The sequence below is a fragment of the Stenotrophomonas mexicanensis genome (assembly GCF_032911605.1).
GTDB lineage: Bacteria > Pseudomonadota > Gammaproteobacteria > Xanthomonadales > Xanthomonadaceae > Stenotrophomonas > Stenotrophomonas maltophilia_A.
This window is the reverse complement of sequence record NZ_JAWJTG010000045.1, coordinates 1-26,025: the sequence shown is the minus strand read 5'-3', so window position 1 is coordinate 26,025 and position 26,025 is coordinate 1. Positions and strand designations below refer to the sequence as shown.

19 protein-coding genes are annotated in these 26,025 nt (G+C 67.4%); 8 read left to right on the top strand and 11 right to left on the bottom strand.

What is annotated here, in order from left to right; genetic code table 11:
• Positions 1-168 precede the first annotated feature (168 nt).
• Positions 169-486, bottom strand: coding sequence for a hypothetical protein (locus tag R1L06_RS16840; protein ID WP_317218268.1), 318 nt, complete (start codon positions 484-486; stop codon positions 169-171).
• 649 nt (positions 487-1,135) lie between these two features.
• On the opposite strand from R1L06_RS16840, the gene R1L06_RS16835 reads away from it, so the two are divergent.
• Together R1L06_RS16835 and R1L06_RS16830 are read left to right on the top strand one after the other, a co-directional pair.
• Positions 1,136-1,987: an alpha/beta hydrolase gene (locus R1L06_RS16835; protein WP_317218267.1), complete on the top strand. Its 852-nt coding sequence runs from the start codon at positions 1,136-1,138 to the stop codon at positions 1,985-1,987.
• Between the two features lie 82 nt (positions 1,988-2,069).
• Positions 2,070-3,008, top strand: coding sequence for an alpha/beta hydrolase (locus R1L06_RS16830; protein ID WP_317218266.1), 939 nt, complete (start codon positions 2,070-2,072; stop codon positions 3,006-3,008).
• A gap of 107 nt (positions 3,009-3,115) precedes the next feature.
• Here R1L06_RS16830 and R1L06_RS16825 read toward each other — a convergent pair whose 3' ends face one another.
• On the bottom strand, positions 3,116-3,541 hold the full coding sequence (locus R1L06_RS16825; RefSeq protein WP_049400506.1) for a response regulator: 426 nt from the start codon (positions 3,539-3,541) through the stop codon (positions 3,116-3,118).
• A 94-nt stretch (positions 3,542-3,635) separates the two neighbouring features.
• A complete protein-coding gene (locus R1L06_RS16820; protein ID WP_317218265.1) occupies positions 3,636-4,403 on the bottom strand; it encodes a CPBP family glutamic-type intramembrane protease in 768 nt (255 codons plus the stop codon).
• Between the two features lie 149 nt (positions 4,404-4,552).
• Here R1L06_RS16820 and R1L06_RS16815 point away from each other — a divergent pair, with 149 nt between their 5' ends.
• Complete coding sequence (locus R1L06_RS16815; protein ID WP_317218264.1) at positions 4,553-4,885, top strand: TFIIB-type zinc ribbon-containing protein; 333 nt, start codon at positions 4,553-4,555, stop codon at positions 4,883-4,885.
• 113 nt (positions 4,886-4,998) lie between these two features.
• On the opposite strand, the gene R1L06_RS16810 is transcribed toward R1L06_RS16815, so the two are convergent.
• From R1L06_RS16810 to R1L06_RS16785, 6 genes are all read right to left on the bottom strand, one after another.
• Complete coding sequence (locus R1L06_RS16810) at positions 4,999-5,511, bottom strand: GNAT family N-acetyltransferase (RefSeq protein WP_317218263.1); 513 nt, start codon at positions 5,509-5,511, stop codon at positions 4,999-5,001.
• A gap of 81 nt (positions 5,512-5,592) precedes the next feature.
• The gene (locus R1L06_RS16805; protein ID WP_317218262.1) at positions 5,593-6,648 is read right to left on the bottom strand and encodes a copper resistance protein B; all 1,056 of its coding nucleotides are present in this window, start codon (positions 6,646-6,648) and stop codon (positions 5,593-5,595) included.
• Positions 6,645-8,456, bottom strand: coding sequence for a copper resistance system multicopper oxidase (locus R1L06_RS16800; protein ID WP_032128515.1), 1,812 nt, complete (start codon positions 8,454-8,456; stop codon positions 6,645-6,647). Before R1L06_RS16800 ends, R1L06_RS16805 begins: the two co-directional genes overlap by 4 nt.
• 75 nt (positions 8,457-8,531) lie before the next feature.
• Positions 8,532-8,915: a CopL family metal-binding regulatory protein gene (locus tag R1L06_RS16795; protein WP_317218261.1), complete on the bottom strand. Its 384-nt coding sequence runs from the start codon at positions 8,913-8,915 to the stop codon at positions 8,532-8,534.
• A gap of 85 nt (positions 8,916-9,000) precedes the next feature.
• Positions 9,001-10,806: a DNA helicase RecQ gene (recQ, locus tag R1L06_RS16790; protein WP_049463264.1), complete on the bottom strand. Its 1,806-nt coding sequence runs from the start codon at positions 10,804-10,806 to the stop codon at positions 9,001-9,003.
• A 429-nt stretch (positions 10,807-11,235) separates the two neighbouring features.
• Positions 11,236-11,784, bottom strand: coding sequence for a Dps family protein (locus tag R1L06_RS16785; RefSeq protein WP_125892792.1), 549 nt, complete (start codon positions 11,782-11,784; stop codon positions 11,236-11,238).
• 86 nt (positions 11,785-11,870) lie between these two features.
• Here R1L06_RS16785 and hrpA point away from each other — a divergent pair, with 86 nt between their 5' ends.
• The gene (hrpA, locus tag R1L06_RS16780; protein ID WP_317218260.1) at positions 11,871-15,953 is read left to right on the top strand and encodes an ATP-dependent RNA helicase HrpA; all 4,083 of its coding nucleotides are present in this window, start codon (positions 11,871-11,873) and stop codon (positions 15,951-15,953) included.
• A 53-nt stretch (positions 15,954-16,006) separates the two neighbouring features.
• Here hrpA and R1L06_RS16775 read toward each other — a convergent pair whose 3' ends face one another.
• The gene (locus R1L06_RS16775) at positions 16,007-16,543 is read right to left on the bottom strand and encodes a hypothetical protein (RefSeq protein WP_032130197.1); all 537 of its coding nucleotides are present in this window, start codon (positions 16,541-16,543) and stop codon (positions 16,007-16,009) included.
• Between the two features lie 130 nt (positions 16,544-16,673).
• On the opposite strand from R1L06_RS16775, the gene R1L06_RS16770 reads away from it, so the two are divergent.
• Positions 16,674-18,830 carry a RelA/SpoT family protein gene (locus tag R1L06_RS16770; RefSeq protein ID WP_049400498.1) on the top strand — a complete coding sequence of 719 codons (2,157 nt, stop codon included), beginning with the start codon at positions 16,674-16,676 and terminating at the stop codon, positions 18,828-18,830.
• Between the two features lie 30 nt (positions 18,831-18,860).
• Entirely contained in the window at positions 18,861-20,426 is a 1,566-nt protein-coding gene (locus R1L06_RS16765; RefSeq protein WP_317218259.1) for a hypothetical protein, read from the top strand.
• Here R1L06_RS16765 and R1L06_RS16760 read toward each other — a convergent pair.
• Positions 20,423-22,522 carry a glycosyltransferase gene (locus R1L06_RS16760; protein WP_317218258.1) on the bottom strand — a complete coding sequence of 700 codons (2,100 nt, stop codon included), beginning with the start codon at positions 22,520-22,522 and terminating at the stop codon, positions 20,423-20,425. The genes R1L06_RS16765 and R1L06_RS16760 overlap by 4 nt on opposite strands.
• A 96-nt stretch (positions 22,523-22,618) precedes the next feature.
• Between R1L06_RS16760 and mrcB the strand changes: the two genes are divergently transcribed.
• Positions 22,619-25,057, top strand: coding sequence for a penicillin-binding protein 1B (gene mrcB / locus R1L06_RS16755; protein WP_317218257.1), 2,439 nt, complete (start codon positions 22,619-22,621; stop codon positions 25,055-25,057).
• Positions 25,054-25,593: a hypothetical protein gene (locus tag R1L06_RS16750; RefSeq protein WP_080291842.1), complete on the top strand. Its 540-nt coding sequence runs from the start codon at positions 25,054-25,056 to the stop codon at positions 25,591-25,593. Before mrcB ends, R1L06_RS16750 begins: the two co-directional genes overlap by 4 nt.
• Positions 25,594-26,025 lie beyond the last annotated feature (432 nt).

Below are 26,025 nucleotides of genomic sequence, written 5' to 3'. Positions count from 1 at the left end.
GAACGAATGGCGGCGTAACGCATTGAAAGTAATGCAATTGTCCTGTGACTTTTAATCTTTTGGTCGAAGGTTCGAATCCTTCACGGCCCACCATTGCATCCAATGACCCAGGTCATTCAGAAAGGCACCGCAATGCGGTGCCTTTTTTGTGGCGCTCGTCCAGGGCAACTACTTCGTCCGCGCATTCTTCGCTTTATCCGCCGCCGCGTCGGCAGCCTCCTGTGCGGCCGTTGCTGCCGCATTCGCGGAACGTGCCGCCTCCGCTCTTGCCGCCTCGAAATAGGTGAGCCGCTGCAGACTGGTTCTGCGTTCCAGTTCCATTGCTGCGGCGAAGCTCTCCGGATGCTTTGCAGCACAGGCCTCCTGCACCAGTTGCACGGCACGATCAGACAGCCCGGGCTGGATGTTGCCGAGCAGGCAATCGGCATACGGTACGGGCGCGGCCGGGCTGGCGGCCAGCGCGGCGATGAGTACTGCACTCAACATGCAAACCTCCTTGTAGGTTTCGAAGGGGCTGGTGACCAGTCGGTCCCAAGTATGGACCGGTTCTGGGTGCAACGGCGGGTACGCCGGCCGGATATCCCGGCACACCCGTTCCGCCAGCCCGCGGCAGGCGAAGAACAACCCATCGCCCCCCTTTCATTCAGATGGCGGTCGGGCGTGACCATCGACCGGCAGCGCTCAGCGGCGTGCAGCATTTCCGCCACGGTCAGCATGCCAACGGCGGCACGCTTCGCGCGTGCCATCGCCTGTTCGCGCCCGGGCGGCAGATCGGTTTCCGGCTAGGGCAGGCCGTCGGCGCCGTCGCCATCGCGGATGCGCTTGAGGCATCCCCAGAATGCGCATCCACGCATGGCGTGGATCTACTTTCGCCTGAGAACAATCGCTGCGATGACGGCTGCGATGCCGAGCGGGATCAGGACGACCGCCAGAAGAATGATCCAGTGCCAAATGCTGAAGCCCCCATGTCCCAACTCCTTGTAGGAAACGACGAATGCTAGCAAACGCGATTGCAGTCATTTCCCGATACAGTTCAAGCATCGCGCAGCGCCGTAGCATACGTACAGGCTTGCCGAATCGGCCGACGCCTTGGCCTTGGCGTTATGCTCGGCACTTTCCCAGGATGGGCCGCTCCATGCGCTTGATCGTGTTGTCGCTGTTGTTGTCCGCTGTCTCCGCCGCGCCGTTGATGGCCGCCGAGCCGGCGCCGTCCGCACAGGCCGCTGCCGCGACCCCGCTGGTCATCGGCGAGACCTTTACCATCGAGTCGAAGGCGCTGGGCGAAACCCGCCGCATCAATGTCTACCGCCCGCAGCCGTGGGGGCTGGACCCGAAGGCACCATTGCCGGTGCTGTACATGGCCGATGGCGGCATCGGCGAGGACTTCCTGCATGTGGCCGGGCTGGTGCAGGTGCTGAGCGGCAACGGCAGCATGCGTCCGTTCCTGCTGGTAGGCATCGAGAACACCGAACGCCGCCGCGACATGACGGGCCCCAGCAGCGACCCGCAAGACCAGAAGATCGCGCCCCGCATCGGCGGTTCAGCGGCCTACCGCAGCTTCCTGCGCGATGAACTGATGCCGCAGGTGCGCCAACGCTACCCGACCACCGACGAGCGCGCGCTGATCGGTGAATCGCTGGCCGGCTTGTTCGTGGTCGAGACGTTGCTGCAGGAGCCGACACTCTTCAACAGCTACATCGCGCTGGACCCCAGCCTGTGGTGGAATCGGGGCACGATGTTGGCCGCTGCGGCCAAGCAGTTGCCGGCGGTGACGCGTGCGCAGCCGCGCGTATTCCTGGCCAGCAGTGGGCAGCCGGAGCTGGCTGCGTCCGCCGCGCAGTTGGCCACGCTGCTGCAGCAGGCGTCGCCGTCGCAGCTGGTGAAGTACCTGCCGCTGCCGGAGGAAACCCACACTACGATCTATCACCCAGCCGCCTTGCAGGCGCTGCGCACGCTGTTCCCGGCACCGCCGCCGGCCTCGCCCTGACCGCACTGGCACCAGGCTGTACACCATGCAAGGATGCGGCAGCGGCGCCATCCAGTGCGCCGCCCGCAACGGGAGCGTGTGGATGCAGCGTGTGCGTGGATGGAGTATGGCGGCCTGCCTGGCCGTGAGTGGCTGTGCGATGTCGGTGGCACCACCGGCAACGCAGAGTGACGCGAAGGAAAGCGCGGCAACGGCCGTGCCGGGCGTGGTGCTGCCGGATACCGAAGCGCTGCGCGTACATGACCCGGTGGGGCGCGACTACCCGATATGGGTGGCGCTGCCGGCCGACTATGCGGCGCATCCGGAAAAGCACTATCCGGTACTGTACGTGACCGATGCGCTGTACAGCTTCCCGCTGGTGCGCAGCGTGCGCAATCTGGTGGGGCAGCAGGGCGTCAACATCGAGAATTTCATCCTGGTCGGTCTGCCGCCGCAGGAGGGCCTGACTTCAAAGCAGAGCCGCTCGCGCGACTACACGCCCAGCAATCCGGCGCGCACGGTCGATGGCTATTACAGTGATGACGTCACCTACGGCGGTGCGGCACATTACCGCGATTTCCTGGCCGCACAGGTGCTGCCGATGGTCGATGCGCGTTATCGCACCGATCCCGCCCGGCGCATGTTCGCTGGTCATTCCTATGGCGCGCTGTTCGGTGCCTATGTGCTGACCACACAACCGGACATGTTCAGCACCTACATCCTGTCCAGTCCTTCGCTGTGGTTCGACCAGCTTCTGCTGCCGCGCATGCAGGATGGCGCCGTCATCCCTGCGCAACCTACGCGCGTGCTGCTGTCGGTGGGTAGCTACGAGACGGACAAGCCAGGGCCACGTTATTCCACCGGCAACGACATGCTGAGGCAGACCGCGGACTTCACTGCCCAGCTGAAGCGCACGGGTCGCAAGTTGAATGTGGACAACGTGGTGATTGACGGCGAGGACCATCTCACGGTTTACCCGCGGGTGATCACTCGCGCACTGCTGGAGGTGATGCCGGGTGAAGGGCCGTACACCGGCGGTTGATGGGGGGCTGCATCCACGCATGGCGTGGATCTACCGGTGGTGTTGACGCGGATCCATGCCGAAGAGAAACGGAATCAGTAGATCCACGCCAGGCGTGGATGATTGCCTCAGGCCGCGCTGGCTTGCGGCGGCGGTATCAAGGTGGCATCTGCTGCATGGCGGAAACACAGGCGGATGGCATCGAGCAGTTCGCTCATGCTGTACGGCTTGGGCAGGAAGTGGATGCCGGCGCGCAGCTGCGGCAGCACGCGGTGCTGGTCCATGCCGGAGGTGACCAGGATCGGCAGCTGCGGCAGGTGCTCACGCACGCGGTTGGCGGTTTCGATGCCGCTGATGCCGCCCAGGCAGACGTCGGTGAACAGCAGGTCGAACGGTTCGCCGGCGTTGAGCAGGCCCAGTGCGGCCTCGGCGCTGCTGACAGCGGTGACCTGGCAGGCCTGGCTTTCCAGGGCGAGGCGACTGAGTTCCTGGGTTTCCTCGGCGTCCTCGATCAGCAGGACGCGCGGTTCCACAAAGCGCTTGGACAGCAACATGACGCGGCAACTCCGGACAACAGGGGGAGCGAAAGGCGCGCAAGTATGCGCAAGCCGGTAGTGAGCCCGGCGTGCACGGCAAGCTAAGTGGGCGTTACAGCTGTCCGCGCCGTTGGCGGCGCACGTACCAGGCCAGGATTGCGACCGCGAGCAGGGCGGTGCCGATGCGCAGGCTGGTGGCCTGCCAGCCGAGCGCGACGGCGTCATCAAGGCTGAACACATTCCAGGCCAGGTTCATCGAAACGTGCAGGACCAGGCCGCACCACAGGGTGTCACCGTCGAGGTGGTCGAGCCAGGCGAAGATGAAGCCGCCGAGGGCGATCACCGCGCCGACGAACAGCGCGATGCCGCCACCGTCGAACCCACCGAAGCCCAGCCAGTGCACCATGCCGAACAGCAGTGCCTGCGGCAGCGCGAGCAGCGGCCACGGACCACGCACGATCTTCATTAGAAGCACGAAGCCGAGGCCGCGGAACAGCACTTCCTCGGCCAGTGGGAACAGCACGGCCAGCATGGTGGCGTCCAGCGCGGTCAGCGCGGTGTTCAGGGTACCGAGCAGCGCCAGGCCCAGCCAGCACGGCAGGCTGGCCAGCAACACCCACATCGGGCCGCCCCAACCATTCCCGCGCAGCCCGAGGCTGGCCAGCAGGCCCATGCCACGGGGCCGCAGCAGCGTGGCCAGCAGTAGTGCCACCAGCACCGTCAGCGCGTTGTCCAGCAGGCTGCCGCCGTAGGGTATGGGCAGGGCGGGAATCGGAGTCCCTGCGGCCGCAGCGATATCGCGCAGGTTCAGGCCCAGGCCAACGCCCAGCAGGACCAGCAGCAGGCGCGCGGCGGTGGGCAGGCGGGACAACGCGGTCATGTACGCACTCCCTGCGGAACAGGGGCCCAGTGTGTGCGACTGCCGCCGCATCGGCACGCGTCGGAAGTCCCTGTGCCATCGGTCATGCGTTGCCGCACAGTCATCACCGCACAGGTACAGTCGATGCAGGACCGACAGGAGCAATGCCGATGCTGTGCCCCGTGTGCAAGACCCAGACCCTGCAGATGGCCGAACGCCATGGCATCGAGATCGACTATTGCCCCGGCTGCCGGGGCGTGTGGCTGGATCGTGGTGAACTGGACAAGATCATCGAGCGTGCCGGTGCCGGTGCCGGTGCCGGTGCCGGTGCCGGTGCGGCCGTGCCGCCGCCCGCGCCTGTGCAGCAGCATCCGGCATCCTCTCCGCCGCCGGTGATGCACCGTGATACCCGCCACTTGGGCCAGCGCTACGAGGACAATCGGGGCCACGGATACAAGAAAAAGAAGAAGGACAGCTTCCTGTCGGAGCTGTTCGACTTCTGAGGCGTTGTAGAGTCGAGCTTGCTCGACTGGCTCTTGTTACCAATAGTCGAGCAAGCTCGACTCTACGGATCAGGTGCAGTCGAGCATGGCTCGACTCTACATGGAGCGCGTGATCACGACCGCCGCAGGATGAACTCACGGTCGTGGGTGTCGCCGACGATGAAGTCGTACTCGCCAACCTTGCTGCAGCCGTAACGCGCATAGAAGCGCTGTGCGCCGAAATTCTCTTCCCACACGCCCACCCACAGGGCGCGGCGCTGCGGCTGGTCCAGCCAGGCCATGAACGCGTCCATCATGCGTGCACCATGGCCGCCGTTCTGGTGTGCGGCCAGGATGTAGAACCGCTTCAGTTCGATGTCGCCCTCGCGTGCATCCGTGTGCGGCAGGGTGTTGGCACCGGCGGCCAGATAGCCGACCACGGCGTCACCGTCCATCAACAGCCAGATGGCACTGCGTGGATCGGACAGTTCGATGCGCTGCGGCTCGCTGCTGTAGTGCGCCTGCAGGAAATCGTGCAGCTCCTGCGGCGGATAGGAATCGCCCCAGGTTTCGTTGTAGGTGGCAATCGCGATGGCCGACAGCGCGTCGACGTCGGCAAGGGTGGCGCGGCGGATCTGCAACGACATGGCGGTGCCTGCATTGGAACGTGGCGCAGTGTAGCCGGCCCCGGCGGCTGCCGGGGCTGGCCATTGCTCACGAACTGCTGCTCAGAACCACATGCGCACGCCGGCCACCCAGCGTGTGTCGCGTGCGTGGTCACCGGCGTAGTCGGCGGTGTCACCAAACGTGCGTTCGTGGCTGATGCCGATGTAGGGCGCGAAGCGGCGGCTGAACTCATAGCGCAGTCGCAGACCGGCTTCGACCTTGTTCAGGCCACGACCGATGCCGTACTCCTTCTCGTCCTTGGCCGCGACGGTGGCTTCCAGCAGCGGCTGCAGAATCAGGCGGTTGGTCAGCAGCACGTCGTACTCGACTTCGGCCTTGGCCAGCACCTGGCCGCCGGAGCCCATGTACAGCGTGGCCGAGCTCTCGAACTTGTACGGCGCCAGGCCCTGGATGCCGACGGCCGCCCACGTGCGCGAGTCGGCCGGGCGGAAGTCCTGGCGCACGCCGACCAGCACGTCCCACCATGGCGACACGCTGCGGCCATACAGTGCTTCCAGTGACGACGATTCCGTGCGGCCACGGCTGCGTTCGCCATCGGTGCGCAGCCACAGGCGGTTGATGTTGCCGCCGATCCAACCGGTCGCCTCCCAGGCCTGACCATTGCTGCTCTTGCCATCCCAATGTTCCAGACGGTCGATCAGCAGCAGGCTGTTGATCTCCGGCGCATGCTCCATCGCACCGTGGGCGATGGGCGGGAAGGCCGCGGCGCGGTCGGCGTCGGTCGGCACCGGGATGGGTTCGCGCGGTTCGGTCGGTGCAGGCGATCCGTGGCCCATCGCGGCGTGGTCCATCGTGGAATGATCCATCGTGGAATGGTCCATCGTGGAATGGTCCATCGTGGAATGGTCCATCGTCGCCGGCTGCCTCGAGCGATGGTCCATCTTCGAGTGATCCATGGCTGAGTGGTCCATCGCGCCCGAATCCATCTTCGAATGATCCATCTTCGAATGATCGATCGGTTCGACCGGCGTCTTCGCGGTTTTCGCGGGCGGATCCATCGCGGCCATGTCATGACCAGCGTGCGACTGCGCGAACACCGGCAATGCAGCGGCCAGGCCCAGGGCCAGCAGGCTGGGGGAAAGCAGTGAGCGGCTCATTCTTCGATCCTCACTTCGCGCATCATGCCCGCTTCCATGTGGTACAGCAGATGGCAGTGGTAGGCCCAGCGGCCGAGTGCATCGGCGCGCACGCGATAGCTGCGGCGGGTGCCCGGCGGCATGTCGATGGTGTGCTTGCGCAGCTGGAACTCGCCCTGTGCGTTTTCCAGATCGCTCCACACGCCGTGCAGATGGATCGGGTGCTGCATCATGGTGTCGTTGACCAGCACGATGCGCATGCGCTCGCCGTAGTTCAGCCGCAGTGGTTCGGCGCTGGCAAACGGGATGCCATCGAACGACCAGGAGAACTTCTCCATGTGTCCGGTCAGGTGCAGTTCGATCTCGCGGCTCGGCTCGCGGCCATCCGGGTCTTCGAACAGGCTGCGCATCGCGCCGTAGGTCAGCACCTGGCGGCCGTTATCGCGCAGGCCGATGCCGGGGTCGTCCAGCTTCGGTTCGGAGGCCGAGCTCTGCATGTCCACCAGCGGGTTGTTGCGTTCGCTGGCAGGGTGCTTCGGTGCCTTGCTGGCGGCATCGCCGCCGCCGTGCGCGCCGTGGCCCATGCTGGCGCCGCAGCCACCTTCCATGCTTTTCATCGCGGCCATGTCGTGACCGCCGTGGCCACCACTGCCCATGTCGTGACCCATGTCGCTCATCGTCAGCAACGGACGTGGGTCGCGCGCGGGAATCGGTGCCTGCAGGCCATGGCGAACCGCCAGTGTTCCGGCGGCGTAGCCGGTGCGGCCCATGTCCTGGCAGAAGATGGTGAAGGCGTCCTGGCCGCTCGGTTCGACGATCACATCGTAGGTTTCGGCCGGGGCGATGCGGAACTCATCGATGCTCACCGGGTGGATGTACTGGCCGTCGGCAGCGACCACGGTCATCTTCAGGCCAGGAATGCGTACGTCGAAGTAGGTCATCGACCCGCCATTGATGAAGCGCAGCAGCACCTTCTCGCCGCTGCGGAACAGCCCGGTCCAGTTGCCGGCCGGGGCGGTGCCGTTCATCAGGTAGGTATAGGTGTGCGCGTTGATGTCGGAGATATCGGTGGGCGTCATCCGCATCCGGCCCCACATGCCACGGTCGGACAGCGCCGCCGACCAGCCGTCGCGTTTCGCGTCGCGCAGGAAGTCGGGCAGGGTGCGCTTGTAGTAGTTGTCGTGCTCGGCCAGCTTCTTCATGCGGCGGAACAGCGCGCCCGGGTCCATGTCGGTCCAGTCCGACAGCATGATCACGTGCTCGCGGTCGTGGTGGTACGGCGCCGGTTCGGCCGGGTCGATGATCAGCGCGCCGTACAGACCAGCCTGCTCCTGGAACATGGAGTGGCTGTGGTACCAGTAGGTGCCCGACTGCTTCAGCTCGAAGTGGTAGTGGTAGGTCTCGCCGGGGCCGATGCCGTTGAAGCTCAGGCCGGGCACGCCGTCCATGTTGGCGGGCAGCAGGATGCCGTGCCAGTGGATCGAGGTCGGGTGGCGTTCCAGCGTGTTGCGCACGAACAGGTCGACGGTCTGGCCTTCGCGCCAGCGCAGGATCGGTGCCGGCAGCGAGCCGTTGACGGTGATCGCCGGGCGGGTGCGGCCGGTGAAATTGGCGAGCGATTCGCCGATGGCCAGTTCGATGCGGGTGTCGCTTAGCACGGCGGGGGCGCCGGCCAGCCGGGGGGCGGCCGTGGCGGCGGCGAGCGCGCGCTGCGGCACGCCGACAGCGGCGATGCCGGCAACCACGCCGCCGGCGGCCAGGCCCTGCACGAACAGACGGCGCGACGGCATGGGCACAGCGCCCGGACCGGGGGGAATGCGGGTATTCATGGTGGTGACTCCAGACACGTAAAGACGCCGGCAGGCGGCCGGCTGCGGTGCGCAGGGCGCACGGTGCGTGTGGAATCAGCCGATGGGAGGACGCGAGATCGGCGGCAGCGGCGGCGCCGGGCGGCCATTGGCCGGCATCGGCTGCGGGGCCAGCGACAATGCCGGGCCGGCCATGACCGGCAAGGGCAGCACTACCAGCAGCGGGTGCTGGGCACAGCTGCGCACGCAGTCCTTGATCTGGCAGTGGGCGTCATGGGCGGGGGCCTTGGCCTGCGGAGCCTCGTCGGCCTGCATGCCGGCGTGGTGGTGGCAGTCGGCGGTGCCGCCATCAACGGCAGCGGCTGCGGCGTGGGCCATCCGGCCCATTTCCTCATGACCACTGGCCATGGCCGCGTTCAGCCCGTTGAGCAACAGGCTGAGCATGAGCACGACACGGAGCAGGGTCGAGGCCAGGGACATGACGCTAATCTAGCTGCAAGCGGGCGCGGATGCACTTCCGGCTGAATGGCCGGTTCAAGGTTGGACCAGCACCAATGTAGAGCCGCTACCCTTCTTCGCGCACGATCTCCACCAGGCGCGGGCCGTAGCGGCTCAGCTTGGTGCCACCGATGCCGCCGACCCTGGCCAGTTCATCCAGGCTGGTCGGGCGCTGTTCGGCGATGTTGCGCAGGGTGCTGTCGTGGAAGATCACGAAGGCCGGCACGTTCTGCTCGCGCGCCAGCTCGGCGCGCAGGCCGCGCAGGGCGTTGAACAGCGCCAGATCCTGCGGCAGCACCGACAGCCCGGTGCGCTGTGCGCTGCGCTCGCGCCCGCTGGTACTGCTGGCCGGATCGCGGCGCATGCTGATCTGGCGGCGGCCGGTCAGCACGTCGCGGCTGGCATCGGTCAGGCGCAGGCCACCGTGGCCCTCGCTGTCCACTTCCAGCAGGCTGGCGGCGACCAGTTGGCGGAACACGCTGCGCCAGGTGCGTGCATCCAGGTCACGGCCGATCGCATAGGTGCTGAGCTTGTCGTGGCCCTGCTGCTTCACCTTCTCGTTCTCGCTGCCGCGCAGGACGTCGATCAGGTGACCGACACCGAAGCGCTGGCCGCTGCGATAGACACAGCTCAGCGCCTTCTGCGCCGGAATGGTCGCGTCCCAGGAGGCGGGCGGGGTCAGGCAGTTGTCGCAGTTGCCGCAGGGCTGGGGATAGGTCTCGCCGAAACCGGCCAGCAGCACCTGGCGGCGGCACTGCATGGATTCGCAGTAGCCCAGCAGGTGGTCCAGCTTGGACCGCTCCAGCTGCTTGCGCTCTTCGCCGGCTTCGGACTGCTCGATCATCTGCTTGAGCAGCACCACGTCACCCAGGCCGTAGCACAGCCAGGCCTCGGCGGCCTCGCCATCACGGCCGGCGCGGCCGGTTTCCTGGTAGTAGCCTTCCATCGACTTGGGCAGGTCGGTATGCGCGACAAAGCGCACGTCCGGCTTGTCGATGCCCATGCCGAAGGCGATGGTGGCGCACATCACGATGCCATCCTCGCGCAGGAAGCGGCGCTGGTTGCTGGCGCGTACTTCCGGTGGCAGGCCGGCATGGTAGGGCAGGGCATTGAAGCCCTGGCCGCAGAGGAATTCGGCGGTCTCTTCGACCTTGCGCCGCGACATGCAGTAGACGATGCCGGCCTCGCCGCGGTGGCCGCGCAGGAAATCGGTCAGCTGCTTGCGGGCGTTGTCCTTCTGCACCACGGTGTAGCGGATGTTGGGGCGGTCGAAGGAGCTGACGAAGTGGCGTGCTTCCTGCAGATCGAGGCGCTCGGCGATCTCGCGCTGGGTCGGCGGATCGGCGGTGGCTGTGAGCGCGATCCGCGGGATCTGTGGCCAACGCTCGTGCAGCACGGTCAGCTGGCGGTACTCGGGGCGGAAATCATGGCCCCACTGCGACACGCAGTGTGCTTCGTCGATGGCGAACAGGGCGATCTGGCTGCGCGACAGCAGCGACAGGAAGCGGCCGGTCAGCAGGCGCTCGGGGGCGACATAGAGCATGTCCAGCTCGCCAGCGAGCAGTTCGCGCTCGACGCGGCCGGCGGTCTCGGCGTCCAGGGTGGAATTCAGGTACTCGGCACGCACGCCGAGCTGGCGCAGGGCTTCGACCTGGTCCTGCATCAGCGCGATCAGCGGCGAGATGACGATGCCACAACCGTCACGCAGCAGGGCCGGCACCTGGTAGCAGAGCGACTTGCCGCCGCCGGTGGGCATCAGGACCAGGGCATCGTGACCGGCAGCCACATGCTCCACGATGTCCTGCTGGGGACCACGGAAATCGTCGTAACCAAAGACGCGTTGAAGCAGGTCGTGCGCGGGACGGGAAGCCATCCGGCTAGTTTACCCCGGCGGGGGTTCGGCAGGGCTGCGCCCTGCACCTGCAGAAGCCTTCAAGCCAGAGCAACGTCAAAGGCAACAGCCGGCTCTGGGGTGATCCGTGGGTTGGCGGGGCGGTGTCGGATTGCGGGGACGCCGCAAGTACGTCCGTGTAGGCTTGGCAGCCGCATCCATGCGGCTGACACCCCGCAATCCGACACCGCCTCGCCCTCGACAGGTTCACGCGGCTGTTGGTAGGTGTCGACCTTGGTCGACACATCTGTCAGATATCGAGTGAATTCATCCGTGTCGACCAAGGTCGACACCTACCAGAGCGGACCCCACCCCGCCAACCCACAGATAGCCAGCTTCTGCTCTGGCTCTGGCCTTGGCTTCAAGGCCTCTGCGGGTGCAGGGCGCAGCCCTGCCGAACACCCCCAACCCTTACTGCAGCAGCGAGCGCAGCATCCAGGCGTACTTCTCGTGGGTCTGCAGGCGCTGGGTCATCAGATCCTCGGTCGGGGCGTCTTCACCCTTGGCCGCCACGTCCAGCACTTCACGTGCCGTACGGCAGACCGCTTCGTTGGCGACCACCAACTGGCGTACCATTTCACGCCAGTCCGCACTGTCGGTCAGGCCCGGTTCCTCGGCGATCGAGGTCAGCGCAGCGAATTCCCGGTAGGAGCCCGGGGCATTGAAGCCCAGCGCGCGGATGCGCTCGGCCACGTCGTCCAGTGCCGCCCACTGCTCGGTGTACTGCGTCTCGAACATGGTGTGCAGCGAGTTGAACATCGACCCGGTCACGTTCCAGTGGAAGTTGTGCGTCTTCAGGTAGAGCGTGAACGCATCGGCCTGGAAGCGCGACAGACCGTCGGCGATCTTCTTGCGGTCGCCCTGGGTGATCCCGATATCGATGTTCGGCGCCGACGGTGCCGCAGCTGCAAGCTTCTGCTTGCCGGTCTTGGCCTTGGTCGTGCTCTTGGTCTTCGCCATGGGGTTCCTCCTTGTGGAATCGTTGGCCTTCACAATAAACCGGTCGTGATGACTGGTCGCTTTCAAAGTTTTGAACGAACCGATTGATGAACTCTATCGATAAAAATCCATCGCCCCGCCTGCGCCAACAGCGCGCCGCCATCGACGGCGCCATGAGCCGCGACCGGGGCCGTTTGCTGGGGATGCTCTCGCGTTGCCAGGCCAAGCCACAGGATGCGGCACTGGCCGCCACTTTCGAGCAGGCCTTGCAGGCGTCGGTGCAGCGCCGGATGACACGGGCGCAGCAGCAGCCGTCCATTACTCTGGACCCGCAGCTGCCGATTGCGCGTGAAGCCGACGCCATCATCGGGCTGATCCGCGACCACCAGGTCGTGGTGATCGCCGGTGAAACCGGCTCGGGCAAGACCACCCAGCTGCCGAAACTGTGCCTGGCCGCAGGCCGTGGCCAGGCCGGCATGATCGGCTGCACCCAGCCGCGACGGATTGCCGCACGTGCGGTGGCCAGCCGCGTGGCGCAGGAACTGCAGAGCGAACTGGGCCAGCTGGTCGGCTACCAGGTGCGCTTCAACGACAAGGTCAGCGAAGACAGCCGAATCAAGTTCATGACCGACGGCATCCTGCTGGCGGAAATCGCCAGTGACCGCTGGTTGTCGAACTACGACACGATCATCGTCGACGAGGCGCACGAACGCAGCCTCAACATCGACTTCCTGCTGGGCTACCTGAAGCAGCTGCTGCGCAAGCGCCCGGACCTGAAACTGATCGTCACTTCGGCCACCATCGACACCGAACGCTTCGCCCAGCATTTCGACAATGCGCCGGTGATCAGCGTTGAAGGCCGCACCTACCCGGTGGAAGTGCGCTATCGCGCGCTGGAAGGCGAGGGCGAAGACCAGGGCGAACGCACCGTCAATGACGCCATCGTGTCGGCTATCGACGAGATCACCCGCCTGGATGCGCGCGGCGACGTGCTGATCTTCCTGCCGGGCGAACGCGAGATCCGCGATGCGCACCAGTCGCTGGAACGCCGCAAGTACCGCAATACCGAGGTGCTGCCGCTGTACGCGCGCCTGTCCAACCAGGACCAGGACCGGGTGTTCAATCCCGGGCCGAACCGGCGCATCGTGCTGGCCACCAACGTGGCGGAAACCTCGCTGACGGTGCCGCGTATCCGCTACGTGGTCGATCCGGGCTTTGCCCGCGTCAAGCGCTACAGCCCGCGCAACAAGCTGGACCGCCTGCACATCGAGCCGATCTCGCAGGCCAGCGCCAACCAGCGCAAGGGCCGCTGCGGCCGTATCGCCGAGGGCATCTGCTACCGCCTGTATGCCGAGGCCGATTTCCAGGCGCGGCCCGAGTTCACCGATCCGGAAATCCGCCGCTCCAGCCTGGCCGGGGTGATCCTGCGCATGCTGCAGCTGGGCCTGGGCCGCATCGAGGAGTTCCCGTTCCTGGAAGCGCCGGACGAACGCGCGGTGGCCGATGGCTGGCAGCAGCTGACCGAACTGGGCGCGATCGACGCCGAGCGGCGCATGACTACCATCGGCAAGCAGATGGCACGCCTGCCGGTGGACGTGAAGCTGGCGCGCATGCTGGTGGCCGCGCAGGCCGCCGGCTGCCTGCGGCCGATGCTGGTGATCGCCTCGTTCCTGGGCATCCAGGACCCGCGCGAGCGCCCGCCCGAAGCGCGTGGCGCGGCCGACAGCGCGCATGCGCAGTTCGCCGATGGGCGGTCCGAATTCGTTGGTGTGCTGCGCTTGTGGGATGCCTATCGGCAGGCCCATGAAGACCTGACCCAGTCCAAGCTGCGTGACTGGTGCGGCCGCCACTTCCTTGGCTTCCTGCGCATGCGCGAGTGGCGCGAGCTGCATCGCCAACTGCGCCTGCTGTGCGAGGAACTGGGCTGGAAGGAAGAAGCCAACGAGGCCTCGATGGCACCGCTGCTGGCCGGCAGCAGTGCACCGGCCCCGGCGCGTGATGATGCCGCCGCAGTGAAAGCCACCCGAGGCCAGCTGCACCGTGCCGCGCGCCTGGCCCGCGAAGGCAAGGCCGAGGCGGCTCCGGCGCCGGTAGCCGTGCGTGCGCAGAAGGAACAGGCGCCGGTGGGCGGCGGTTTCAGCGAGCGCGTGCGTGCCGCTGCGTACCAGACCCTGCATCGCGCGCTGGTGGCGGGCCTGCCGACGCAGATCGGCCACCGCACCGAGAAGGGAGATTTCCAGGCGCCACGCCAGCGCCGCTTCCTGCCGTTCCCGGGTTCGGCGCTGTCCAAGCGGCCGCCGCCGTGGCTGCTGGTGGCCAACCTGCTGGATACGCAGAAGGTGTGGGGCATGACCCTGGCGGCGATCGAGCCGGACTGGGTGATCGCCGAACTGCCGCACCTGCTGCTGCGCAAGCACTTCGATCCGCACTGGTCGCGCGCGCAGGGCCAGGTGCTGGCCTCCGAGCAGATCAGCCTGTTCGGCCTGGTGCTGGCGCCGAAGAAGCCGGTGCACTACGGTCGCATCGCGCCGGGCGAAGCGCACGACATCTTCGTGCGCCAGGCACTGGTGACCGGTGAGATCAACACCCGCGCCAGCTTCGTGGCCGACAACCAGAAAGTGCTGGAGATCGCCCGCGAGGAAGAAGCCAAGCTGCGCCGTGCTGGCATCGTTGCCGACGAGGACTGGCAGGCGCGCTGGTACCTGGACCGGGTGCCGCCGCAGATCCATTCGGCGGCGGGTCTGGACACCTGGTGGAAGGGGCTGGCGCCGGAACAGCGCAAGACCCTGCACTGGTCGCTGGTCGATCTGTTGCCGGGTGAGGGCAGCGAACAGGAGCGCTATCCGAAGTACCTGCCGCTGGGCCAGGCGCGCCTGCCACTGCATTACCGCTTCGAACCGGGTGCCGACGACGATGGCGTGACCCTGGACGTACCGCTGCACCTGCTCAACGCACTGGACCCGGTGCAACTGGGCTGGCTGGCGCCGGGTTTCGTCGCCGACAAGGCCTCGGCACTGATCCGCAGCCTGCCCAAGGCGATGCGCCGCAACTACGTGCCGGCACCGGACTTCGGCCGCGCGTTCTACGAGGCGTTCCCGCAGCCCAGCGCCGATGCCATTACCGGCGAACTGGCGCGCTTCCTGTCACGTGCGACCGGCGCAACGGTGACCGCGCTCGATTTCGAGCCTGGTTCGATCGAACCGCACCTGCACATGAACCTGCGGCTGCGCGACGAGCAGGGCAAGGTGCTGGCGACCTCGCGCGATCTGGACACGCTGCGCGCGAAATTCGGTGGTCGTGCCGGCGATGCCTTCGCTGCACGCGCTGGGCGCGAGATGGCCGCCGATGGCCTGCGCACGTTCCCGGCCACGCCGATTCCGCTGCAGGTACCCGGTGAAGCAGGCGTGCCGGCCTATCCGGCGCTGCTGGACGAGGGCGACAGCGTGGCGCTGCGCATCTTTGCCGATCGCCAGCAGGCGCAGGAGGCCCATCCGCTGGGCGTGCGCCGGCTGCTGGAGATTGCCCTGGCCGAGAAAGTGAAGCAGGCGCGCAAGCAGCTGCCGGTCGGTGCCAAGACCGGCCTGTTGTATGCGGCGATCGAGTCGCAGGAGCGCCTGCGTGGCGACCTGGTCGATGCGGCGATGAACGCGGTGCTGGCCGAGGGCCTGGAAGACATCCGCGATGCGGCGGCCTTCGAACAGCGCCGTGAGCATGCGGCCAAGGCGTTGTTCGGCGAGGCCATGTCGCGGCTGAAACTGGCCGAGACCATCCTGGCGCTGGTGGCGGAACTGAAGCCGATGCTGGAAGCACCGTTGATGGGTTGGGCGCGCGGCAATCTGGACGACATGGAAGCGCAGCTTGTCGGGCTGATCCATCCCGGCTTCCTGCGTGACACGCCGGCCGACGCGCTGGCGCAGTACCCGCGCTACCTGAAGGCGATGATCCTGCGTACCGAGCGTGCCAAGCGTGATCCGCCACGTGACCAGGCACGCATGCTGGAACTGCATCCGTTCCTGGAGGCGTTGGCAGCGGGGGAGCAGCAGGGACTGTGCGAACGCCCGCAATGGCAGGCCCTGCGCTGGGACCTGGAAGAGCTGCGGGTATCGCTGTTCGCGCAGGAGCTGGGTGCGCGCACCGGCATCTCGGCGAAGAAGCTGGCGCAGCGGGTGACCGCATTGCGCCAGGCGTGACGTCGTTGCTGCAGAGCCGAGCCCACGCTCGGCTCTGCAGCAACGTCACGGCGTTACTTGGTTCGGCGCACCTTCGGCTGGGTGTTCACGCCGTCGACCTTCAGGTACCACACGCCCATCACACCGGGCTTGATGCTGACGGCGGGGGACTGCTTGCGCACACCGGCCAGGGTGCTTGCATCGGTCTGCTCCCATTCCTGGCCGTTGTCCAGCACGTAGACGCGGCCCTTGCCGAAGCCGCGGAACTCGCCCTGCAGCACGCCGGTGATCGGCTCGCTGCTGCCGAAATCGAAGAAGCCGCGATTCTTCACGATCACTTCCTGACGGCCTTCCTCGCGCGCCGTTTCCCGTACGGCCGCAACCGCCTGGGTGGTGGCCGCTTCGACCTTGCCCTGCAGCCAGCGGTTCAGCGTGGCCAGTTCCTGCGCGTTGAGCTTGTCCAGGCCGGCCGCCTTGAACTCGGCCGGTGACATCTGCTGCTGCAGGTCACCCTCCACCACGCGCTGGGCCAGCGCAGGCGCCGACAGGGACAGCAACAGTGCGGCACAGGCCAGCAGCCGTAGGCGGAAACGCGGGACGATCGAGGACATGTCGGGACTCTCCTGGGTTTGCCCGCGAGTGTAGCGGCATGTCTTCATGCCGGGTGATGGTGGCTGCGGTGATTGTCCCTGAACGGCGCCGGCGCTAGTGTAGGGGCCTCTGTCTTGCCTGCTCGATGCTGTGAACCGCGCTTCCGTCCCCGGCCTGGATGCCTTGTTGAACCGCCCCTCGGCAGCCGTGCTGCCTGCTCCGCTGCGCCAGGCCCTGCGCGGGCACTGGGAAGCGCCGGACTGCGACCATCAGATGCGCGCCAGCTGGTCGGTGCTGGGCGACACCCTCGACGCACTGGCGATGCTCTCGGCCGACGAAGGCGCGGTGGTCGCGGCCCTGCTGTTCGATCTGCCCGGCCTGCGCGCCAGCCTGGAGCAACTGCCGCTGGGCAACCACAAGGCCGCAGTGATCGGCCTGCTGGATGGCCAGGATGCGGCCGACCCGGTCTGGGCACTGCATGCCGGACGTGAGGCCGGGCGCAACAGCGAGGGCCTGCGCCGCCTGCTGCTTGCGATCATCCGTGACCTGCGCGTGGTGCCCATCCTGCTGGCGCGGCAGCTGGCGCGCATGCGCGCGGCCGACAAGCTGGACGACGAGCAACGCCGCGCGCTGGCGCAGCTGACCCGCGACATCCATGCGCCGTTGGCCAACCGCCTGGGCATCTGGCAGCTGAAGTGGGAGCTGGAGGACCTGGCGTTCCGCCACCTGGAACCGGAGACCTACCGGCGCATTGCGCGGGAGGTGGACGAAACCCGCATCGCCCGCGAGCGTTACGTCGAGAACGTCAAGAAGGTGCTGTCGCGCGAACTGGTCGCGCAGGGCATCAAGGCCGAGGTCAGTGGCCGCCCGAAGCACATCTACAGCATCTGGCGGAAGATGCAGAAGAAGCGGCTGGCGTTCGACCAGCTGTACGACATCCGTGCGGTGCGCGTCATGGTCGACGATGTCGCCGCCTGCTACGCCGCGCTGGGCGTGGTGCATGCACTGTGGGCGCCGGTGCCCAGCGAGTTCGACGACTACATCGCCCGGCCCAAGGCCAACGACTATCGCTCGCTGCATACCGCCGTGGTCGGCCCGGAAGGGCGCACCATCGAAGTGCAGATCCGTACCCACGAGATGCATTCGCAGGCCGAGCTGGGCGTGGCCGCGCACTGGAAGTACAAGGAAGGCGGCAAGGGCGCGGAGAAGTCCTTCGACCGCAAGATCACCTGGATGCGCCAGCTGCTGGAGCAGGCGCAGGACGGGCAGGGCAATGAACTGGCCGGGGCGCTCGATGCCGAGCTGACCGAGGACCGGGTCTATGCACTGAGCCCGAAGGACGAGGTGCTGGACCTGCCGCAGGGCGCCACGCCGCTCGATTTCGCCTACCAGGTGCACACGATGGTGGGCCACCGCTGCCGTGGTGCGAAGGTCAATGGCCGTATCGTGCCGCTGACCTACCGCCTGCGCAGCGGAGACCGCGTCGAGATCCTGACCGGCAAGGAGGCCGATCCGCGCCGCGACTGGCTGATGCCGGCCAACGGCTTCCTGGCCAGCAACCGCTCGCGCGAAAAAGTACGCAGCTGGTTCCACAAGCTGGACCGCGCGCGCAACGTGCAGGCCGGGCGCGAACTGCTCGAGCGCGAGCTGAAGCGTCTGGGCCTGCAGCATTCTGATCTGGCGGTGGCGGCGAAGAAGTTCCATGCCGACAGCGTTGACGACCTCTACATCCAGGTGGCGCTCGGTGACACCGGCCCGAACCAGGTCAGTCGTACCCTGCTGGAAGCCGAACGTGCAGCGAGCCAGCCGACGCCCGCGCCAGCCCTGCCGCGGCCGACCGCGCGCCGCGAGAACCTGGGCAAGTCCAAGTTCACCGTGCAGGGCGTGGGCAACCTGCTGGTGCAGCTGGCGCGTTGCTGCCAGCCAGTGGCCGGTGAACCGATCGTCGGCTACCTGACCCGTAGCCGGGGTGTCACCGTGCATCGTGCAGACTGTGCCGCGCTGGCCCGGCTGGCAGCCACCAGCCCGCAGCGCATCCTGCCGGTGGAGTGGGGCCAAGCCGGTGGCGGCTACGAAGTGGACGTGGTGGTCACTGCAGTAGACCGCCGCTGGCTGCTGAAGGACATCACCAACCTGATCGCCCAGGAAGACGCCTACGTGCTCGACATCCACAGTGACAACGTGCGCAACAGTGGCCGTGCCCACCTGCGCCTGCGCCTGAAGGTGAGCGACTACGGCCAGCTGTCGACCCTGCTGGGCAAGCTGGATGCGCTGCCCGGCGTGAGCGAGGCGCGTCGCCTCGGCTGAGCTTCACGCTGCCCCGGCTACCCTGCACGCATGGAACGCGAGCCTCCGCATCGCCCGCATGGCGCTGAACATCCTGCGCTGGACCGCGTCCGCCGCGAAGGCCGTTGGTGGTGGCTGCAGGCACGTCACGCGCGCCGGGTGTGGCGCTGGGCGCTGGTCGCGGCGCTGGCGGTGTTCGTGCTGCTGGTGCTGCTGCGCAAGCCGCTGGCCGACTGGTTCTGGGATGAGCCTCAGATTGAACAGTTGCTGGCCGAAGGCGATCGCGCACTGGCGGCTGGGCGGCTGAGTGCCGCCGATGGCAGTGGTGCGCGTGAGCGCTACCAGGCCGTGCTGGCGCTGGATGGTGATCGTCCGCAGGCCCGTGAGGGCCTGGCCCGTACCGGCGCCGCGGCCCTGCAGCAGGCCAGCGAAAAACTGCAGGCCAACGACCTCGAAGGCAGCGCGCAGGCGCTGGCACTGGCCCGGGAACTGCAGGTGCCGCAGGGCGATGCGGATGCCGTGGCACGCCAGCTGCAGGCCCGGCGCAGCGCAGGAGCCGGCATCGGTGCACTGCTGGCGCAGGCGCGCAACGCCTTTGCAGCGGGCCGGCTGGACGACGGTGACAGCAGCGCGTTGCCCCTGTTCCAGCGCATCCTGGTACTGCAGCCGGACAATCTGCCGGCGCTGGAAGGTCGCGAGGACGCACTGAGCGATCTGCTGCAGCAGGCCCGCATCCTGGCCGGGCGCGGCGAGCTGGCCGAGGCAGCCGCGATGCTGCAGCGTGCGCGCCAGTTCGATGCCGGCCACGCCGATCTGCCCGTCAGCCAGGAAGCATTGGCACAGGCCGTCGACCAGCGCCTGCGCCAGGCCCAGCGCGCCTTGCAGCGTCGGCAGCTGGAATCCGCAGCGAAGGGATTCCTCGCCGTGCTGGCAGTGGCGGTTGATGATTCCAGTGCCCAGCGCGGCCGCGAACAGACCTTGCAGGCGGTGCTGGCACGCAGCCAGAAGCAGGCCGACGATTTCCAGTTCGAAGCGGCGCAGGCCGATGCCGCACTGGCAGCGGAACTGGGTGCTTCGCCGGCCGCGCAACAGCAGCTCGCGCAACGCCTGCAGCGCGCCCAACAGGCGCAGAAGGCGCTGCAGCAGCCGGCGGTCAGCAACACGCAGCGCGAGCGCCAATTGCGCGACCACCTGCGCAGGATCGAGCGCGCCGAACGTGCCGGGCAATGGATCAGCCCCCCCGGCCACAGTGCGTTCGACGCGTTGCGCGAAGCGCAGTCACTGGCGCCACGCGATGCACGGGTGAAGGCTGCCGCAGCGCGGCTGCTGCCCGCCAGTCGCCGCTGCTTCGACGACAACCTGCGGCAGAATCGCGTGCAGGCGGCCGGTGCCTGCCTGCAGGCGTGGCAGACTCTGTCGCCGACCGCGGCCGGGCTTCCCTCGGCACGCCTGCGCCTGGCCCAGCGCTGGCTGGCGATCGGCAGCGAACGGCTCGGCAACGGCGATCTGGCTTTCGCGGCACACGCCGCCGAACAGGCCCGGTTGCTGCAACCGGACCTGGCCGAGCTGCCGGCGTTCGAAGACCGCCTGCGCCGCGCCGGCGGTCGCCCGGATTAGATGAAGAACACCCGCTGCACGGTCGCGCGGGCAGCGTCGAGGGAGAAGTGCTCTGCGATGTTGGCCAGGCCGGCGTCGGACAACTGCTGCCACAGCTGCGGATCCTGGTACAGGCGGACCACCGCATCGGCGAAGCCCGCCGCATCATCGGCCACCAGCACGTCCTGGCCCGGGTGCAGGTGCATTCCTTCTACAGCGCAGGTGGTACCTACCACCGGCTGGCCATGGGCCATGCTCAGGTTGATCTTGCCCTTCACGCCGGCGCCGAAACGCAGCGGCGCGATGGAAATGCGTGCGCCGTCCATGTAGGGCGTGATGTCCTCGACGAAACCGTGCATCTGCACGCCGGGCTGGCGTGCGGCCAATGCCAGCAGCGATTCCGGTGTGGCGGCACCGATGCAGTGCAGGCGTATCTCGGGCAGGCGGGCGCGGATGCCGGCAAAGACTTCGCCGATGAACCACTCCATGGCATCCAGGTTCGGCGGATGGCGGAAGCCGCCGACAAACACCAGATCATGGCGCTGTTCGAACGGCTTGCCGGCGCCGGCGACGTCGTGCAGGTTGGAGATCAGCTCCACCTGCACAGAAGGGGCGTCGGCCTGCAGCTGCTCGCGCTCGGCGGCACTGACCAGCACGGTGACGTCGCACTGCTCCATCACCGCCAGCTCGCTGGCGCGGGTGCGCTCGGCGGCGCGCAGCAGACCCGCATCACCGGCGACTTCGGCACCTCGACGTTCGCGCAGGTAGTGCAGGTCCACGGTGTCGAACACAGTGCGGGCCTGCGGCGCATAGCGCTTCAGCAGCGGCAGGCACTCGTGGGCGACATGGTGGCGGACCAGCAGCGCCACGTGGAAACGCGCACCGTGCGTTCGCAGCCAGCTGGCGACGCCATCGAGGAACGGCGCATACCAGACTTCCACGCCCATCCGCTGCAGTGCTTCGGTGGCGGCACCGCCATGTTCGCGGCGGGTGGGAACAAACACCACATGAGCGCCGCCCTGCAGCAGCAGGCGGATCAGGTTCACCTGGCGCAGTGACGCCGAATCGCGATCCGGTTGGGGTACTTCCTCGTCCAGGATCAACACCTGGCGTCGGCCACGCAGCAGCAGCGCGGGTGACGGCACTTCGCCCACCGCCGGATGGCGGGCCAGCTCGGTGGCCCAGCGGGCGGCGAAGATGGCCTGGTTGCGCACCTGGTAGGCCTTCACCCCGCTGCCGGTATCGGTGCCGTTGCTGGTGCCTTCATCGTGGATCACCCGGCTGGCTGGTTGCACCAGCACACGCAGGCCCTGGGCGCGAACGCGGAAGGCCAGATCGGTGTCCTCGTAGTACGCCGGCTTGTAACGGGTATCGAAGCCGCCCAGCTGCTGCCAGAGGGCGCGCGGCAGCATCAGCGCCGCGCCGGAGCAGTAGTCGACGTCGCGCAGGCTGGCAAAGCGTGGGTCGTCCGCCGCCTCGAAACGGCCGTAGCTCCAGCCGCTGCCGTTGGCGAAGATCACACCCCCTGATTCCTGCAGGCGACCATCCGGGTACAGCAGCTGGCTGCCGACCAGGCCGGCGTCGGGTGTGCTGGCGAACGTGTCCAGCAGGGCATCCAGCCAGCCCGGCTGTGGCACCGTATCGTTGTTGAGCAGCACCACATAGCGGCCGCGTGCGCGCGACACGCCATCGTTGCAGGCCTCGAGGAAGCCGCCGTTGTGCTCGCGCACCTCATAGCGCAGTCCGGCGACCTGCGGCATCCACTGCACGGTGGCGTCGCTGCTGCCGTCATCCACGACCAGGATCTCGCACGCCGCCAGCGGCGGATGTGCCGCCAGGGCGCGCAGGCAGGCCAGGGTATGGCCGACGTGGTTGTAGACCGGGATGACGATACTCACTTCCGGCGTTTCGCTGAACGGCACCGTGAAGGGGGCGAAATCCTGTGCCGGCGGCAGGAACAGCGGCGTTCGCGGCGCGGGAACGGCGCGCTGGGTATGCACGCGGATGCGCTGCCAGGTCGCCCGCCACCCACGGGTACGCAGGCTGGCCAGGCTCCGGCGGGCCAGGCCCGTGAGGCGGTTGATCAGGTATCGGATCTCGGCCAGGGACATCGCCATCCGGTTGCAACTCCAGCTTAAGCAGGGGAACCCGGGAGAATTCGCCAGCCGCAGCGGCTGGGGTAGACTCGCCAGACCCTACATTCTCGCATTCCCGTGCCCCGACGCTACGATTCCGACGACATCGACGATTTCGACGACGACGACCAGCAGGACAACGGCCCGCTGTGGCGGCGCCGGCTGATCACCTGGAGCATGGCTGCGGTCGCGTTGGGATTGGGTTTCCTCATTCCCTATACGCTGTACCTGAACCAGCAGGTGACCCAGCGTTTCGGCGAGCTGCGCTGGCAGATCCCGACGCGCGTCTACGCGCGCCCGCTGGTGCTCACCCCCGGCAAGGCGATGGATGCGTCCACGCTCAAGACCGAGCTGGCCGCCTCCGCCTACCGCGATGACGGCCAGGGCAAGGAGCCGGCCACCTATGCGGTGAACGGCGGGCGCTTCGTCATCTCCAGCCGCGGCTACAACGACGTCGATGGCCGGGTTGCCCCGCGCCGGCTCGAGTTGTCACTGGCCGGTGGTGCGGTCGCCTCGCTGCGCGACGCCGACAACCGCAAGGCCTTGAAGGCCGCGCGGTTGGACCCGGCCCGCATCGCCACCCTGTACGGCCAGAAGCAGGAAGAACGCCGCCTGATCCGCATGGACGAGGCGCCGGACCTGCTGGTGACCGGCCTGCAGGCGGTGGAGGACAAGGACTTCAACCGCCACCACGGCATCGACCTGTCCGGCATCGCGCGCGCGGTGTGGGTAACCATCCGCTCCGGTGGCCAGAGCCGCCAGGGCGCCTCTACGCTGACCCAGCAGCTGGCCCGCAGCGGCCTGCTCGGCATCGGCAAGGAGCAGACGGTTACCCGCAAATTCAACGAAGTGCTCTACGCGCTGATCATGGAAGCGCGCTACGACAAGCGCACCATCTTCGAGGCCTACCTCAACCAGGTGTACCTGGGCCAGCGTGGCAGCCAGGCCATCCATGGCATGTCCTCTGGCGCCGAGTTCTGGTTCGGTCGCGACCTGCAGTCGCTGGAGACCGAGCAGATCGCGCTGCTGATCGGCCTGGTCAAGGGTCCGTCCTTCTACGACCCGCGGCGCAATCCGGAACGCGCGCTGGATCGCCGCAACTTCGTGCTGGGCAAACTGCACGAAGCCACGCTGATCGATGACGCCGAGTACCAGCGTGCGTTGAAGGCCCCGCTGGGCGTGCCCAAGACGCCGGGCCTGGTTGCCGCCAACCGCTTCCCCGCCTATGTCGATCTGGTCCGCCGCCAACTGGGTCACGACTATCCGGAATCTGCCCTGCAGGGCGCCGGCCTGAGCGTGATGACCGGTATGTCGCCGTCCGCGCAGGCCTATGCCGAAGGCGCGGTGACCCGCACCATCAAGTCGCTGGAGAGCAAGCGTCGCCCCGAACTGCAGGCCGGCATGGTGCTGACCGACGTGCACAACGGTGACGTGCTGGCAGTAATCGGCAGCCGTGAAGTGTCCGAAGTCGGCTTCAACCGCGCCATCGAGGCACAGCGCCCGGTCGGCTCGTTGCTGAAGCCGTTCGTGTACCTGCTCGCGTTGGCGCAGCCGGACCGCTACTCGCTGGCCAGCTGGGTCGACGATTCACCGGTGACCGTCCAGCTCGGCCGCGGCCGCAACTGGAACCCGGGCAACGCGGACAACCGCAGCCACGGCACCGTGCGCCTGATCGACGCGCTGGCGCATTCCTACAACCAGGCCACGGTGCGCGTGGGCATGCAGGTCGGCCCCGAGCGCGTGACCCAGCTGATCCACGTGCTGGCCGGCATCAAGGCCGAGGCGAATCCGGCGGTGATTCTCGGTTCGACCGACCAGAGCCCGTACGCGATGGCCCAGCTGTACCAGTTCCTCGCGTCCGGTGGCGAAATCCAGCCGCTGCATGCGGTGCGTGGCGTGCTCGATCCGCAGGGCAAGCTGCTCAAGCGTTACGACAAGACCCCGGCACCGGCCCAGGAAGGCGACTCGATTGCCGCCAACCTGATCAGTGTCGGCCTGCAGCAGGTGGTTGCCAGCGGCACCGCGCAGCGGCTCAACGCCGATGGCCTCGGCCGCCTGCAGCCGGCCGGCAAGACCGGTACCACCAACGATGGCCGTGACAGTTGGTACGCCGGTTACACCGGCGATCATCTGGCGGTGATCTGGATCGGCAACGACCAGAACGAGCAGGCCGGCCTGTACGGTGCCACCGGTGCGATGCGTGTGTGGTCGGGCATCTTCCAGCGCCTGCCGAGTGCGCCGCTGCGGGTCAGCAACAAGGGCCTAGACTGGCAGTCGGTGGCGCCGACCGGACTCAACAGCACGGATGAAGGCTGTCCGGGCGCGCGTCGTTTCCCGTTCGTGGTGGGCTACGCGCCGGCCTATGCACCGTGTGCGCCGGCGGTGTCGCCGGACGGGCAGGGTGCCGAAGGCGAGGGCGGTGGCTGGCGCAGCTGGTTCGGCCTGGACCGCAAGCCTGAGCCGCCTGCTGAACCTGCCGCGGCGCCCGCCGCCGCTACACCTCCTCCGAGCCGATGATGCCGATGAACATGCGATCCCTGCTGCAGCCCCTGGCCCTGACCGGCCTCAGCCTGGCCCTGGCCGCCTGCGTCAGCAGCGCACCGCCGGTGGCCAAGCCGCCGGTTGATACCACCACGCCGGCACAGCGCCTGGCTGCGGTGGATGCGGCCGCAGGTCCGGACGACAAGGAGCTGTCGGTGCAGCCGCTGCGTGATTCGCAGGTGGAAGACCTGCGGGTGACCGCACAGGCGCAGCGCCAGGCCAACGACCTGGCCGGTGCCGCCAGCAGCCTGGACCACGCGCTGGAAATCGTGGCCGGTGACCCGGCGGTGCTGCAGGAGCGTGCCGAGCTGGCGCTGTTGCAGGGCCAATGGGCACAGGCTGAGACGTTCGCGCGCAAGGCGGTGGATCTGGGCTCGAAGACCGGGCCGCTGTGCCGCCGGCACTGGGCGACGATCGAGCAGTCGCGTCTGGCGCGCGGCGAGAAGGAGAATGCGGTGTCGGCGCACGCGCAGCTGGAAGGCTGCACGGTGCCGGGGATCAAGCGGTACTGAGTTTCCGGCCAACGGCGCAGCCCCTCGTGGCTGGGCATACTGCGTAGAGTCGAGCTTGCTCGACTGCGGGTCGGCGATGTGGGCCGGGCGGGTGAGCTGCGCAGGGGGCGCTGCAAGTACGTCCGTGTAAGCTCGGTCGCCGCATCCATGCGGCTCACGCCCCTGCGCAGCCCACCCGCCCGGCCCCTGGCAGTTTTCGTGTGCGTCCAGCCACGGAAAAGAAAAAATCAGATCATGAGCGGGTCGCGCGCTGCGCGCACTCGCCGTCATTCTTCTTTCCTGTTCTACCCACCGCTTCTGATATCCCAGTCGAGCAAGCTCGACGCTACACCGCCCGTGCATCCGTCACCGGGAAACCGTCGAGGGTGGGGCGGGAGGGGCAGGCAGGACCGTTGGCGCCATGGATGGCGCCATCGAGCCCCCATGGATGGG

What these genes read in the sequence shown, in the direction of transcription:
- R1L06_RS16805 (WP_317218262.1), bottom strand. Translation starts at nt 6,648, where the DNA reads ATGAGCCGCTCACTGCTTTCCCCCAGCCTGCTGGCCCTGGGCCTGGCC.
- R1L06_RS16830 (WP_317218266.1), top strand. Translation starts at nt 2,070, where the DNA reads ATGCAGCGTGTGCGTGGATGGAGTATGGCGGCCTGCCTGGCCGTGAGT.
- R1L06_RS16825 (WP_049400506.1), bottom strand. Translation starts at nt 3,541, where the DNA reads ATGTTGCTGTCCAAGCGCTTTGTGGAACCGCGCGTCCTGCTGATCGAG.
- R1L06_RS16765 (WP_317218259.1), top strand. Translation starts at nt 18,861, where the DNA reads ATGGAACGCGAGCCTCCGCATCGCCCGCATGGCGCTGAACATCCTGCG.
- R1L06_RS16795 (WP_317218261.1), bottom strand. Translation starts at nt 8,915, where the DNA reads ATGTCCCTGGCCTCGACCCTGCTCCGTGTCGTGCTCATGCTCAGCCTG.
- R1L06_RS16800 (WP_032128515.1), bottom strand. Translation starts at nt 8,456, where the DNA reads ATGAATACCCGCATTCCCCCCGGTCCGGGCGCTGTGCCCATGCCGTCG.
- R1L06_RS16775 (WP_032130197.1), bottom strand. Translation starts at nt 16,543, where the DNA reads ATGTCCTCGATCGTCCCGCGTTTCCGCCTACGGCTGCTGGCCTGTGCC.
- R1L06_RS16760 (WP_317218258.1), bottom strand. Translation starts at nt 22,522, where the DNA reads ATGGCGATGTCCCTGGCCGAGATCCGATACCTGATCAACCGCCTCACG.
- hrpA (WP_317218260.1), top strand. Translation starts at nt 11,871, where the DNA reads ATGAACTCTATCGATAAAAATCCATCGCCCCGCCTGCGCCAACAGCGC.
- recQ (WP_049463264.1), bottom strand. Translation starts at nt 10,806, where the DNA reads ATGGCTTCCCGTCCCGCGCACGACCTGCTTCAACGCGTCTTTGGTTAC.
- R1L06_RS16835 (WP_317218267.1), top strand. Translation starts at nt 1,136, where the DNA reads ATGCGCTTGATCGTGTTGTCGCTGTTGTTGTCCGCTGTCTCCGCCGCG.
- R1L06_RS16815 (WP_317218264.1), top strand. Translation starts at nt 4,553, where the DNA reads ATGCTGTGCCCCGTGTGCAAGACCCAGACCCTGCAGATGGCCGAACGC.
- R1L06_RS16810 (WP_317218263.1), bottom strand. Translation starts at nt 5,511, where the DNA reads ATGTCGTTGCAGATCCGCCGCGCCACCCTTGCCGACGTCGACGCGCTG.
- R1L06_RS16750 (WP_080291842.1), top strand. Translation starts at nt 25,054, where the DNA reads ATGATGCCGATGAACATGCGATCCCTGCTGCAGCCCCTGGCCCTGACC.
- R1L06_RS16840 (WP_317218268.1), bottom strand. Translation starts at nt 486, where the DNA reads ATGTTGAGTGCAGTACTCATCGCCGCGCTGGCCGCCAGCCCGGCCGCG.
- R1L06_RS16785 (WP_125892792.1), bottom strand. Translation starts at nt 11,784, where the DNA reads ATGGCGAAGACCAAGAGCACGACCAAGGCCAAGACCGGCAAGCAGAAG.
- R1L06_RS16820 (WP_317218265.1), bottom strand. Translation starts at nt 4,403, where the DNA reads ATGACCGCGTTGTCCCGCCTGCCCACCGCCGCGCGCCTGCTGCTGGTC.